Below are 13,067 nucleotides of genomic sequence, written 5' to 3'. Positions count from 1 at the left end.
GATGAGCTTTGACCGCCGCATCTTCAATTTCGCTGCGGGGCCGGCCACTTTGCCTGAAGAGGTGTTGAAGCAGGCTGCTGATGAAATGCTCAATTGGCGTGGACTTGGCACAAGCGTGATGGAGATTAGCCATCGCAGCAAAGAATTCATGGAAGTGTATGAAGAGGTGGTGCAGGATCTGCGCACCTTGATGAATATTCCGAGTAACTATGAAGTCTTGCTATTACAAGGTGGCGGCCTTGGACAAAATGCAGCTATCCCAATGAATCTCATGCCTTTAGCTAAGAATGAACCCAAGGCGGATTACATTGTTACTGGCATCTGGTCAGAAAAATCTTATAAAGAAGCGCAGAAGTATGGCACTGCAAACTTAGTTGCATCTTCTGCTGCAGAAAAGTTCAACACCATCCCACCAAGAAATACTTGGAAGCTATCGAATGATGCTGCTTATGTTCTCTACTGCGCCAATGAGACGATTGGCGGTGTTGAGTTTCCGGATGTGCCAGATGTTGGCAATACTCCTTTAGTTGCCGATATTTCTAGTAATTTTCTTTCTAAAGAAATGGATGTCACGCAGTGTGGCGTTTGGTTCGGCGGTATACAGAAAAACATTGGCCCATCGGGTGTGACGATTGTGCTTGTCCGCAAAGACCTGATAGGTCACCACATGGGGATCACACCCTTAATTTGGGATTGGTCTGTTCAGGCCAGCACCCAATCGATGATCAATACGCCCCCCACCTTTTCAATTTATATGGCTGGCCTAGGATTTAAGTGGCTTCTTAAGCAGGGCGGTGTTAAGGTTATTGAAAAGCGTAACCAAGAAAAAGCCGACTTGCTCTATCAGTTCTTGGATCAAAGTAGTTTGTATAAGAATCGGGTTGCAAAACAATACCGTTCTCGTATGAACGTCACTTTCTTCTTAAAGGATGAGTCTTTGAACGCACAGTTTTTAGCGCAATCAAATACTGCAGGTTTAGTTGCTTTGCGTGGTCATAAAGCTGCGGGCGGTATGCGCGCAAGTATTTACAACGCAATGCCGATAGAGGGTGTCAAAGCTTTAATTGAATTTATGCGTGATTTTGAAAGGCGGGCTTAATGAGTACTGAAGAACAGCGCTTAGCTCCCCTGCGAGAAAAAATCGATGCATTAGATGCAGAGATTTTAGATTTACTGACGCAGCGTGCTAAAGCAGCGCAAGAAGTGGGACATGTTAAAGGTGGCTTCTCATCCCCAGTGTTTCGTCCTGAGCGTGAGCGCCAGGTGGTTGCTCGTCTTCAAGAAATCAATGCTGGTCCCTTATTACCTGATGGTATTGCAGCCATTTGGCGCGAAGTCATGTCTGCCTGCAGAGCCTTAGAGGCCCGTCAAACAATTGCTTATCTCGGGCCAACAGGCACCTTCTCTGAACAAGCTGCTCAAACGTATTTTGGCCACTCGATTGCGGGATTGCCTTGTGCAAGTTTGGACGAAGTTTTCAAATCAGTAGAGAAGGGCGCCGCGCAATTTGGTGTGGTGCCGGTTGAGAACTCTAGTGAAGGCGCGATCTCACGTACTTTAGATTTGCTCTTAGATTCTTCAATGCGCATTAGCGGTGAAGTAGTGTTGCCGATCCATCATCACCTCTTAACTAAGAGTGGAAATCTTGACGGTGTCACAACAGTGTGCGCTCATGCACAAGCGTTGGCACAGTGTCAGCAATGGTTAAGCCTGCATGCTCCAAACTTAAAACGCCAAGCAGTGAGTAGCAATGCTGAGGCTGCACGTTTGGCAGCTAATGATCCATCCTTAGCTGCAATCGCTGGTGATCCTGCGCAAGAGGCTTATGGTTTACAAGCTGTCGCTGCACAGATTCAGGATGATCCCCATAACCGTACTCGCTTTGTTGTAGTAGGCGCCTATGAATGTCAGCCAACCGGTAAAGATCAAACGTCTTTAGTCTTATCGATCGATAACCAGCCAGGCGCTGTGCATCGCTTACTGGCACCTTTAGCAAAGCATGGGGTGTCAATGAACCGTTTTGAGTCAAGACCTGCCCGCAAAGGCACCTGGGAATATCACTTCTATATTGATATTGCCGGTCATGCACAGGATGCCAAAGTCGTGAAGGCTTTAGAGGAATTAAAAGCAACTGCAGCGTTCTACAAGAACCTGGGTTCCTATCCTCACTCAGCCTGAGCTATAGAAAATAAATTTGTCGATACATTAGTAAATAAATCAGTAAGCCTAAGAATGACTTCTAAGATTGGTCTTAAACATATTCACGCTATAGCACCCTATGTTGGTGGTCGCCCCATCAGTGAAGTGGCGCGCGAGTACGGCTTAGATGAAAACAAGATTGTGAAACTGGCTTCCAATGAAAATCCCTTGGGAATGCCAAAGTCTGCCCAAGATGCCATGCTCAAAGCTGCTAGTGATCTAGGTCGTTATCCAGACTCCAATGGCTTTGAATTAAAGAAAGTATTGTCCGAGCGCTTAGGGGTGCCAAGCGATTGGATTACGCTAGGCAACGGCAGTAATGACATCTTAGAGTTGGCTGCGCGTGCTGTTGCGCAAGCAGGTGATGAAATCTTTTTCTCTAAACATGCCTTTGCTGTTTATCCTCTAGCAACTCAAGCCGTGGGCGCAAAAGCGATTGAGGTATCAGCTACCGCAAGTTTTGGCCATGACCTGCCGGCAATGTTAGCCGCAGTTAAATCTGCTGGTGATAAAGCCAAATTGGTATTTGTGGCTAATCCAAATAATCCAACCGGTAGCTATCTCAGCGCAAAAGCGATTGAAGATTTTTTGACAGCAGTGCCATCACATGTTGTGGTTGTATTGGATGAGGCCTATAACGAGTATCTGACTCCAGAGCAACGCTATGACGCGATTGCTTGGGTTAAGCGCTTCCCCAATATGATTTTGTCTCGTAGCTTCTCAAAGGCCTACGGCCTTGCTGGCTTACGAATTGGTTATGGTGTTGCTCAGCCTCACTTAACGGATCTACTCAATCGTATTCGCCAGCCGTTTAATGTGAATAGTCTTGCGCAGGCTGCAGCGATTGCAGCGTTTCAAGACGCAGCATTCTTACAGCAAGGGTTTGAGCTTAATTGCGCTGGCTATAAACAGTTAACCCAAGCGTTTGATCAATTAGGCCTAAAGTATTTACCATCTGCTGGAAACTTCGTATTGGTAAAGGTGGGCGATGATGATCAAGCGGGCGCGCGCATTAATTTAGAATTACTTAAACGCGGCATTATTGTTCGTCCCGTTGGTAATTACGGTCTACCACAATGGTTGCGTATCTCGATTGGTTTACCTCAAGAGAATGCTGCTTTTATTGATGCACTTAAAGCCATCTTGGCTCAATAAAGATATTCATCTATGACCATGATTAACCCTGCTAGTAATTACGGCACCGTCACCATTGTTGGCGTTGGCTTAATTGGCGCTTCTTTAGGTTTGGCTCTTAAAAAGGCCGGCGTGGTGACGAAAGTCTTAGGCGTTGGTCGTAGCAAAGCAAATTTAGATCAAGCACAAAAGATGGGTGCAATTGATGGTGTGGTCGATTTGGTAGAGGCTGCCAAGCAATCAGATGTGATTGTACTTTGTATGCCAGTGGCGCAAATGCGCGCTGCTTTTGAAGCGCTTGAACCGCATCTTGAATCTAGAACCATGATTACTGATGCGGGCAGCACTAAAGGTGATGTGATTCTGGCCGCAAAAGAAGTATTGGGTAAGAAAGCATGTCAGTTTGTGCCAGCCCATCCAATTGCTGGTGGTGCGCAGCATGGCGCTAGTTCTGCTAAAGCAGATTTATTTCAAGGTAAACAAACGATTGTTTGCCCATTGCAAGAAAACTCCCCTGAAGATATCGCCTTGATGACGGGCTTCTGGGAGTCCGTTGGTTCGATAGTAAAAAAGATTGGTGTTGTGCAGCACGATGCGATTTATGCCGCAGTATCCCATCTGCCACATCTTCTTTCTTATGCATTGATGGCCAGTGTCGTGAACTCAGAAGATGCTGATCAAAAGTTGGATCATGTGGGCGCAGGGTTTAAGGATTTCACCCGTATTGCTGCTTCTAGCCCAGAAATGTGGCGTGATATTTGTATAGGTAACCGTGCTGCGATTCTGCAAGAGTTGGATCGATATTTATTGATCGTGAACCACATGCGTAAATTAGTTGCTGAGGGCGACGGTGAGGGTCTAGAAAAATTATTCAATAAAGCAAGTAAAGCTCGTCAAGATTTGGATGAGGCTTAATGGCTCATTCGCCTAGCATTCAGATTGGACCATTCAAACGAGCTCAAGGCTCGATTATTTTGCCTGGCTCTAAAAGTATTTCGAATCGCGCTTTATTGCTGGCAGCACTTTCCACGGGCACCACTACTTTAAAGAACTTACTGGATGCTGATGACACACAGGTGATGCGCAATGCACTTCGTCAACTTGGTTTATCTGTCGCTGATCAGGCCAACAATATTTGTGTAGTTGAGGGCTGTGGTGGCCGCTTTCCGGTGCGCAAAGCAGATTTGTTCATGGGTAATGCAGGAACTGCGATACGTCCCTTGACCGCAGCGCTTGCAATGCAAGGCGGTGACTATCGCTTATCTGGGGTTGCTCGCATGCATGAGAGACCGATTCGGGATTTGGTTGATGGCCTACGACAAGTAGGAGCCCGAATTGAATACGAATTACAAGAAGGTTATCCCCCGATTCAGATTTCTGCTGCTGATATCAAGATTCAGGATGTGGTTAAAGTACGTGGCGATGTATCAAGTCAATTCTTGACGGCATTATTGATGGCATTACCACTTGTTGCGGTAAAGCCGGTTCGTATTGAAGTCATTGGTGAATTGATTTCTCGACCATATATTGATATCACTCTAAAGTTGATGGCACGCTTTGGTGTGAATGTTGCTTGTCCTGATGCACAGTCATTTGTGATTCCCGCTAAAACATCTGATGCTGTTTATAAGAGCCCTGGTCAGTTATCTGTTGAGGGCGATGCCTCGTCTGCTTCATACTTCTTGGCGCTAGGCGCTATCGGCGGCGGCCCTGTGCGAGTTCTTGGTGTTGGTAAAGACAGTATTCAGGGTGATGTCGCTTTTGCCGATGCACTTGCATTGATGGGTGCCAACATTAGCGCTGGTGAAGATTGGATTGAGATTACGGGCGTCAAAAACGCAAGCGGTAAACTTAATGGCATCACGATAGATTGCACCGAGATTCCAGATGCAGCAATGACTCTAGCTGTTGCTGCACTCTTCGCCGAAGGTCCTACGCGCTTAACCAATATTGCGAGTTGGCGCGTTAAAGAAACGGATCGTATTGCCGCCATGGCAGCAGAGCTTAGAAAAGTTGGCGCTACTGTGCAAGAAGGTGCCGACTATATTGTGGTGAATGCCCCATCTCAAGGTGAGTGGAAGTCACCAGGTGAGGGCATTGATACTTATGATGACCATCGCATGGCAATGTGTTTCTCGCTCGCCGCTTTTGGTCCTCATGCTTTGACAATTAACGATCCCAATTGTGTTGCCAAAACTTTCCCGACTTACTTTGCCCAATTTGCAAAAGTCGTTAGCTAATCTCATGAGTGCTCACCCAGTTATCGCAATTGATGGACCCACTGCCTCTGGCAAGGGAACAGTTGCATCTTTGGTGGCAGAAAAGCTAGGCTTTCATTATTTGGATAGTGGGGCGCTCTATCGCTTAGTTGCCCTTGCTAGTGAAAAACGCGGCATTGATGCTAAAAATGGGCCAGAATTAGGTCTTTTAGTTCCTAAGTTATTGATTTCATTCAAAAATGGTCAAATTTCCTTGGATGGCCTGGATGTTACCGATGCTATTCGCACTGAAAACATTGGCCTGAGGGCCTCTACTGTAGCGGTCCATTCTGAGGTTCGGTTCGCTTTAGTGGGTCTGCAGCGCAGTTTTCGGCAGCCTCCGGGCTTAGTGGCGGATGGCCGGGATATGGCTAGCGTGATATTCCCAGATGCAGTTTTGAAGGTTTTCTTGACGGCAACAGCGGCTGCCAGAGCAGAACGTCGCTATAAGCAATTGATAGCTAAGGGAATTTCTGCTAAACTTTCCGACTTACTGCAAGATTTGCAGGAGCGCGATGCCAGAGATAGTAGTCGAGGTACCGCACCCCTGTTAGTTGCAGATGGTGCAAAAGTGCTTGAAACATCAGATTTATCGATAGATCAGGCAGTTAAGACAGTTTTGGATTGGTATCAATCTGCGATTGTTTAGTTTGTCAGTTGTTTGGTAGTGAGCTGTAGAAGTAGTTTTGGCGTCTTAAGAAACTCTACAACGCGTTCATTAGCGTGTTTCTTTAAGGCTTTTTTAACCTAACCCGTCGGACCTTCTGACGGCACAAAGTGAATACACATGTCTGAATCATTTGCAGAATTATTTGAAGAATCATTAACCCGCTCGAATATGAAGACCGGCCAAGTTATTTCGGCTGAAGTCCTTCGCATCGACCATAACTTCGTCGTTGTTAACGCTGGCTTAAAGTCTGAAGCGTTTATTCCTGTTGAAGAATTCCATAACGACGCTGGCGAGATTGAAGTAGCTCCTGGCGATTTCGTTTCTGTTGCTATCGATGCCCTTGAAAACGGCTATGGCGACACCATCCTTTCCCGTGACAAAGCGAAACGCTTGGCATCATGGATGAATTTGGAAAAAGCACTCGAGCAAGCTGAGATCGTTACCGGTACTGTTACTGGTAAGGTTAAAGGTGGCTTGACTGTTATGGTCAACGGTATCCGCGCATTCTTGCCTGGATCACTCGTTGATACACGTCCAATCAAAGACACCAGCCCTTACGAAGGTAAGACGATGGAGTTTAAGGTGATCAAGCTTGACCGTAAGCGTAACAACGTCGTGTTGTCACGTCGTGCAGTGGTTGAGGCTAGCCAAGGTAAAGAGCGCGCTGAGTTGATGTCTAACCTTAAAGAAGGTGCGGTAGTTACTGGCCTGGTTAAGAACATTACCGATTACGGCGCATTCGTTGACCTCGGCGGTATCGATGGCCTCTTGCACATTACCGATTTGGCATGGCGTCGCGTGCGTCACCCAAGCGAGATGTTGACTGTTGGTCAAGAAGTGACCGCGAAAATTTTGAAGTTCGATCAAGAGAAGAACCGTGTTTCACTCGGCGTGAAACAGCTTGGTGATGATCCATGGGTTGGTATCGCACGTCGTTACCCACCAAACACCCGTTTATTCGGCAAAGTCACCAACTTGACTGACTACGGCGCGTTCGTAGAAATTGAATCTGGTATCGAAGGTTTGGTACACGTTTCTGAAATGGATTGGACCAACAAGAACGTTGCTCCAAGTAAAGCTACTGCATTAGGAACCGAAGTTGAAGTGATGGTTCTGGATATTGATGAAGATAAGCGTCGTATTAGCTTGGGCATCAAGCAGTGCAAAGCAAATCCATGGGAAGAGTTCTCACGTGCTCAGCAAAAAGGCGACAAACTGACTGGCGCAATCAAGTCGATTACTGACTTTGGTGTGTTCATTGGTTTGCCTGGCGGTATCGATGGCTTAGTTCATCTTTCTGATATCTCTTGGAATGAGCCAGGTGAAGAAGCTGTTAAGAAATACAAAAAAGGTGATGAAGTTGAAGCCACGGTATTGGCAATTGATGTTGAGAAAGAGCGTATCTCTCTTGGTATCAAGCAATTGTCTGGTGACCCATTCAATAACTACACATCCGTAAGCGACAAGGGTAGCCTTGTTACTGGCACTGTGAAGGCAGTTGATGCTAAGGGTGCAACTATTCACTTGGCTGATGAAGTTGAAGCTTACTTACGTGCTTCTGAGATTTCAACTGATCGAGTTGAAGATGCACGCAACGTATTGAAAGAAGGCGATAGCGTTACTGCCATGATCATTAATATTGATCGTAAGTCACGTGTCATCAACCTTTCAATTAAGGCAAAAGACAGTTCTGATCAACAAGATGCTATGAGCAAGCTCCAAGGTGATGCGCAGTCTGGCACAACCAATTTGGGCGCGTTGTTAAAAGCAAAAATGGACAATCAGGGTTAAAGCAATATCGCCGCTTTCCTTAGGGGGAGTGGCGATTTTTTTGATAGATCATGACAGATCAAGAGCAACAAGCCATTACTCGCTCCGAACTCGTGGAGAGCCTCGCGGAACAATTTCCGCAGCTTTTGCCTAGGGATGTGGAGCTTGCAGTAAAAACTTTGTTAGATACGATGACTCATGCTTTGGCTGAGGGTAAGCGTATTGAGTTGCGCGGCGTTGGCAGTTTTGTGCTGCATCATCGTCCGGCACGTACCGGTCGCAATCCCAAGTCTGGTGATAAGGTCTTAATTCCAGAAAAACGCGTTCCACATTTCAAACCTGGTAAAGAGTTGCGTGAACGAGTAGATTACAAGCCATTGAAACAGGCGGGCCCTAAAGAGGGTTCCGGTGCCTAATATTCAGGCTAATCCTCAGTGGTCCATCAGGACCATTTTTTTATTTAATTTCTGTACGCCATGATTCAGCTTGCGACATCTTGGCTATTGCTTCTTCCGGTCATGTTTGGGATTGGCTGGCTGGCATCGCGCTGGGATCTTCGTCTTGAAAATCGAATGGATGAGCTGGATCTCATACGTCAGCAGCGCTCAACCTTTAAAGGCTTGAGTCTTTTATTAAATGAGCAGCCTGATCAGGCAATTGAGACGCTCGTCAAAATTGCGCAATTAGATCCAGAGACGATTGAGTTACATTTTTCATTGGGTAATTTGTTCCGTCGTCGTGGTGAAACTGAGCGCGCCATTAAGGTTCACCAACACCTAGCCAATCGTGATGATTTAAAACCACGCGATCGCGATCGTGCTGCTTATGAGTTAGGTCGTGACTTTCTGCGTGCCGGCCTATTGGATCGCGCTGAAGCCTCACTAAATCGTGTAGGCGAGGGTAAGTTTGCAGTTCCAGCAAAAGAGAGTTTGCTAGAGATGTATCAGGTTGAGCGAGATTGGCAAAAAGCCATTATCTCCGCGCATGAGCTCGCTACATTACAAGGCAAATCTCATCAAACTGAAATCGCTCAATTTCATTGTGAGTTAGGTCAAGAGGCTTTGCGTCGCAAAGATCTGGTTGATGCTGAAGAGTCGATTCAACGGGCCTTAAACGCTGTTCCGAATCATGCGCGTGCGGTGATTTTGCAAGGCGATTATTTTATGGCGACAGAGCGTCCAGCCCAAGCTATTGAGGCATGGAGCATTATTGTTAACTCGCATCCAGCTTATATGCATTTATTGGCTGATCGCTGGATGTTAGCGCATACTGAACTAGGAAAAACTGACGAGGGTCTAGATCGTTTGTGTGGGCTATTAAAAACGCAAGCATCAGGTGAGCTTTTGGATATCACCCACAAGCACCTGATGAACATTCGGGGACCTCAAGCGGCGAATGTGATGTTGTCTGATGTTATTCAGCACTCCCCCAGTTTAAGTGCTTTGTCAAAACTGGCTGAAACACGTTTAGCGATTGAGGCGAATGGCGCACATCCGGACAGGATGATTGAGCTACAGTCAATTTTAAATATTTTGCGTCAGCGTACTACCAGCTTGGCTAGATATACTTGTGGCAATTGTGGTTTTAGGGCACGTCGATTCTATTGGCAGTGTCCTGGTTGTAATCATTGGGAGGCATACTCCCCAAGACGGGCCGAGGGCGTTGCGCCTAGCGGCCCTTCAATGTAAAGAAGAACGGAGATCAGTTGAAAGTCACCATCATCGGTAGCGGTTACGTAGGCTTGGTTACTGGCGCTTGCCTTGCTGAGCAAGGTAATAATATTTTTTGCCTGGACTTGGACCCCAAAAAAATTGAGATTCTCAATTCTGGCGGCGTTCCGATTTATGAGCCCGGCCTAAAAGAGATGATTGAGCGCAATCGTGCGGCTGGAAGATTGCAGTTTTCCACTGATATTGCTGCATCAGTTGCTCATGGCGATATTCAATTTATTGCCGTAGGTACGCCTCCCGATGAAGATGGTTCTGCTGATCTGCAATATGTAGTTGCTGCAGCACGTAATATTGGTCGTCATGCAACTTCCCCTAAGGTAATTGTTGATAAATCTACTGTGCCAGTAGGTACTGCAGATAAAGTATCTGCCGCCATCAAAGAAGAATTAGAAAAAAGAGGTCAGCCAGCTGACTTGTGTTCAGTAGTTTCTAACCCAGAGTTTTTAAAGGAAGGCGCAGCAGTAGAAGACTTTATGCGCCCAGACCGGATTGTGATTGGTACTGAAAATACTCCAGCAGGCCTGCGTGCTAAGGAGCAAATGCGTAAGCTCTATGCCCCATTTAACCGCCACCATGAACGTACTTATTACATGGATGTGAAGAGCGCAGAGCTGACGAAGTATGCTGCGAACGCCATGTTAGCTACCCGTATCTCTTTTATGAATGAGTTATCAAACTTGGCAGATTTAGTAGGTGCTGACATTGAATCGGTACGCCAAGGAATTGGTTCTGACTCACGCATTGGCTTTGGATTTTTATATTCAGGAACCGGTTACGGCGGTTCTTGTTTTCCAAAGGATGTATCAGCCCTTTCTAAAACTGCTAGGGAGCATGGTAGAGATTTAAAGATTCTGGATGCTGTAGAGGCGGTGAACGAACTCCAGAAATATATCTTGGTTGAAAAGATCGAAAAACGCTTCGGTAATGATCTTAAAGGTATGAAGTTTGCGCTTTGGGGTCTGGCTTTTAAGCCCAATACCGATGATATGCGTGAGGCTCCAAGTCGCGTGATCATTCAAGAATTAGTAAAACGCGGTGCTTCGGTTGTTGCCCATGATCCAGTGGCGATGCCAGAAGCAAAACATTGTCTAGAGTCCGACTTCAAGGGTAATCCAGATGGCCTCAAGAGAGTCTCTATGGTCGACAGCCCAATGGCAGCCCTAGATGCTTGCGACGCGCTAGTCATTGTCACTGAGTGGAAGGCCTTCCACAGCCCAGACTTTGAACAGGTCATGCAAAAATTGACTCACCCCATCATTTTTGATGGCCGTAATCTCTATGAGCCAAGTGCCATGAAGGAATTAGGTATTGAGTACTATGGTATTGGACGACATAATTAAGTCATTGCAGAAATTATCCTATGGAAAAAGCCAACCGAGACCAATTTTCTAAAACTCGCCTACTAGTGGTTGGTGATGTCATGCTCGATCGCTACTGGTTTGGCGATACCAATCGGATTTCTCCTGAAGCGCCTGTGCCAGTAGTGCAAGTTGGTAAGATTGATGAGCGCTTGGGAGGCGCAGCCAACGTTGCTCGTAACGTAGCAGCGCTGGGTGCTCAAACAACCATTCTGGGTATAGTTGGTAATGATGAGCCTGGCAAGCGTGTAGTGGAGTTACTCAAGTCAGGTGGCGTTGATAGCCAACTAGAAATTGACGCAAATGCACCAACGATTGTGAAGTTGCGGGTTATTGCCCGTCAGCAACAGTTAATTCGTCTCGACTTTGAAGAGAACCCAAGTGAAAAAGCACTCGCCCATAAGTTAGAGCGTTTTGAAAAATTGGTAGGCAGTGCTGATGTCGTGATTTTGTCTGATTACGGCAAAGGCGCCTTAGGTCAGGTGGCTCATATGATTGAACAGGCTAGAGCGCAAAACAAGGTCATCTTGGTCGATCCTAAGGGCGAAGATTATGAAAAGTATCGCGGTGCTACTGTTTTAACGCCAAATCGAAGTGAATTGCGTCAGGTCGTTGGCAAGTGGACCAATGAAGAGGATCTCACCAATAAAGCACAAGCCCTCAGAAAGTCATTAGATTTACAGGCGCTACTTCTCACCCGATCAGAAGAGGGTATGAGTTTGTATACCGAAGCGGGTGTCAGTCATGTCAAGGCGCAGGCACGTGAGGTGTTTGATGTTTCTGGCGCTGGCGATACTGTGATTGCAACTTTAGCGGTTGCCTTAGCTGCTAAGTGGCCCTTAGAAAAAGCGATGGCCTTGGCAAATCGTGCTGGCGGCATTGTGGTCGGCAAGCTTGGAACCGCAACTGTTACTTCAGAGGAACTACAGTGACTATTATCGTAACTGGCGCTGCTGGTTTTATCGGCGCAAATATTGTGCAAGCACTCAATGCGCGTGGCGAGAAAAATATCATCGCTGTTGATGATCTTCGCCCTGCAGACAAATATCGCAACCTCGCTGATCTAGAAATCATTGACTATCTTGATAAAGAGGAATTTCTAGAGGCCTTTAGAAGTGGTCGTTTTGGTAAGGTCAAAGCAGTCTTTCATGAGGGTGCGTGCTCTGACACCATGGAGACGGATGGTATTTTCATGATGGCGAATAACTATCGCTACACCATGGACTTGCTTGATATCTGCACAGCCCAAAAAGTGCAACTGCTCTATGCATCTTCTGCAGCCACTTACGGTGGCTCAGATACATTCGTGGAGAGTCGTGAGCATGAGAAGCCGCTCAATATTTATGGCTACTCTAAGTTCTTATTTGACCAAGTCATGCGTAAGCGCTTTGCAGAAAAAGCAAATACTGCACAGGTAGTTGGTTTCCGCTACTTCAATGTGTATGGCCCACGTGAATCACATAAAGGCCGTATGGCATCGGTAGCATTTCATCAATATCACCAGTACAAGGCTAATGGCCATGTCAAACTGTTTGGTGAGTATGGTGGCTATGGCCCAGGTGAGCAAAGTCGTGACTTTGTATCCGTTGAAGACGTTGTAAAAGTAAATCTATTCTTCTTAGATCACCCAGAAATCAACGGCATCTTTAATTTAGGTAGCGGACGCGCACAACCATTTAATGATGTTGCGCATGCCGTAGCCAATGCTATGCGCAAGTTGGATAAAGCAAAGCCAGCAACTCTACAAGAATTAGTAAAAGAAAAAGCGATTGAGTACATTCCATTTCCAGATGCACTCAGAGGTAAATACCAGTGCTTCACTCAAGCAGACCTCACCAAACTTCGTGCTGCAGGCTATACAGAGCCTTTCCTCGATGTTGAGCAGGGTGTAGGCCGCTATATTGAGTGGTTAGAGGCTAATTCAGGATTCTTGGCTAATCCCCTTTAG

Annotated in this window: 11 protein-coding genes and 1 pseudogene; all 12 read left to right on the top strand. The window is 46.4% G+C overall.

What is annotated here, in order from left to right:
- The first annotated feature begins 1 nt into the window (after position 1).
- The 12 genes and pseudogenes from serC to rfaD all read left to right on the top strand — a co-directional run bounded on the left by serC (position 2) and on the right by rfaD (position 13,067).
- Positions 2-1,099: a 3-phosphoserine/phosphohydroxythreonine transaminase gene (gene serC, locus ICN31_RS06600; RefSeq protein ID WP_216259766.1), complete on the top strand. Its 1,098-nt coding sequence runs from the start codon at positions 2-4 to the stop codon at positions 1,097-1,099.
- Entirely contained in the window at positions 1,099-2,178 is a 1,080-nt protein-coding gene (gene pheA, locus ICN31_RS06595; protein ID WP_088524886.1) for a prephenate dehydratase, read from the top strand. Before serC ends, pheA begins: the two co-directional genes overlap by 1 nt.
- Positions 2,179-2,232: 54 nt before the next feature.
- The gene (gene hisC / locus ICN31_RS06590) at positions 2,233-3,354 is read left to right on the top strand and encodes a histidinol-phosphate transaminase (RefSeq protein ID WP_216259764.1); all 1,122 of its coding nucleotides are present in this window, start codon (positions 2,233-2,235) and stop codon (positions 3,352-3,354) included.
- A gap of 12 nt (positions 3,355-3,366) precedes the next feature.
- Entirely contained in the window at positions 3,367-4,248 is an 882-nt protein-coding gene (locus ICN31_RS06585; RefSeq protein ID WP_088524884.1) for a prephenate dehydrogenase/arogenate dehydrogenase family protein, read from the top strand.
- Positions 4,248-5,573: a 3-phosphoshikimate 1-carboxyvinyltransferase gene (aroA, locus tag ICN31_RS06580; protein ID WP_216259762.1), complete on the top strand. Its 1,326-nt coding sequence runs from the start codon at positions 4,248-4,250 to the stop codon at positions 5,571-5,573. Before ICN31_RS06585 ends, aroA begins: the two co-directional genes overlap by 1 nt.
- A 4-nt stretch (positions 5,574-5,577) precedes the next feature.
- Positions 5,578-6,240, top strand: a complete 663-nt coding sequence (cmk, locus tag ICN31_RS06575) for a (d)CMP kinase (RefSeq protein ID WP_216259760.1) — start codon at positions 5,578-5,580, stop codon at positions 6,238-6,240.
- Positions 6,241-6,378: 138 nt separating this feature from the next.
- Positions 6,379-8,052, top strand: coding sequence for a 30S ribosomal protein S1 (rpsA, locus tag ICN31_RS06570; RefSeq protein WP_028819128.1), 1,674 nt, complete (start codon positions 6,379-6,381; stop codon positions 8,050-8,052).
- Positions 8,053-8,102: 50 nt separating this feature from the next.
- Positions 8,103-8,441, top strand: a pseudogene (locus ICN31_RS06565) (integration host factor subunit beta); the annotation flags it as partial.
- Between the two features lie 66 nt (positions 8,442-8,507).
- Positions 8,508-9,719, top strand: coding sequence for a lipopolysaccharide assembly protein LapB (lapB, locus tag ICN31_RS06560; protein ID WP_216259758.1), 1,212 nt, complete (start codon positions 8,508-8,510; stop codon positions 9,717-9,719).
- Between the two features lie 17 nt (positions 9,720-9,736).
- Positions 9,737-11,101, top strand: a complete 1,365-nt coding sequence (locus ICN31_RS06555; RefSeq protein WP_216259756.1) for a UDP-glucose/GDP-mannose dehydrogenase family protein — start codon at positions 9,737-9,739, stop codon at positions 11,099-11,101.
- A 20-nt stretch (positions 11,102-11,121) separates the two neighbouring features.
- Positions 11,122-12,051 carry a D-glycero-beta-D-manno-heptose-7-phosphate kinase gene (rfaE1, locus tag ICN31_RS06550; RefSeq protein ID WP_216259754.1) on the top strand — a complete coding sequence of 310 codons (930 nt, stop codon included), beginning with the start codon at positions 11,122-11,124 and terminating at the stop codon, positions 12,049-12,051.
- Positions 12,048-13,067, top strand: coding sequence for an ADP-glyceromanno-heptose 6-epimerase (rfaD, locus tag ICN31_RS06545; RefSeq protein WP_216259751.1), 1,020 nt, complete (start codon positions 12,048-12,050; stop codon positions 13,065-13,067). The genes rfaE1 and rfaD overlap by 4 nt, the downstream gene beginning before the upstream one ends.

Source organism: Polynucleobacter sp. UB-Piko-W3 (assembly GCF_018881635.1).
Taxonomy (GTDB): domain Bacteria; phylum Pseudomonadota; class Gammaproteobacteria; order Burkholderiales; family Burkholderiaceae; genus Polynucleobacter.
Note: the sequence above shows the minus strand (reverse complement) of the source record. Positions and strands in the feature narration are given on the sequence as shown.

Bases quoted from the DNA above. Each gene is read 5' to 3' on its own strand.
- serC (WP_216259766.1), top strand. From the start codon at position 2: ATGAGCTTTGACCGCCGCATCTTCAATTTCGCTGCGGGGCCGGCCACT.
- pheA (WP_088524886.1), top strand. From the start codon at position 1,099: ATGAGTACTGAAGAACAGCGCTTAGCTCCCCTGCGAGAAAAAATCGAT.
- hisC (WP_216259764.1), top strand. From the start codon at position 2,233: ATGACTTCTAAGATTGGTCTTAAACATATTCACGCTATAGCACCCTAT.
- ICN31_RS06585 (WP_088524884.1), top strand. From the start codon at position 3,367: ATGACCATGATTAACCCTGCTAGTAATTACGGCACCGTCACCATTGTT.
- aroA (WP_216259762.1), top strand. From the start codon at position 4,248: ATGGCTCATTCGCCTAGCATTCAGATTGGACCATTCAAACGAGCTCAA.
- cmk (WP_216259760.1), top strand. From the start codon at position 5,578: ATGAGTGCTCACCCAGTTATCGCAATTGATGGACCCACTGCCTCTGGC.
- rpsA (WP_028819128.1), top strand. From the start codon at position 6,379: ATGTCTGAATCATTTGCAGAATTATTTGAAGAATCATTAACCCGCTCG.
- lapB (WP_216259758.1), top strand. From the start codon at position 8,508: ATGATTCAGCTTGCGACATCTTGGCTATTGCTTCTTCCGGTCATGTTT.
- rfaE1 (WP_216259754.1), top strand. From the start codon at position 11,122: ATGGAAAAAGCCAACCGAGACCAATTTTCTAAAACTCGCCTACTAGTG.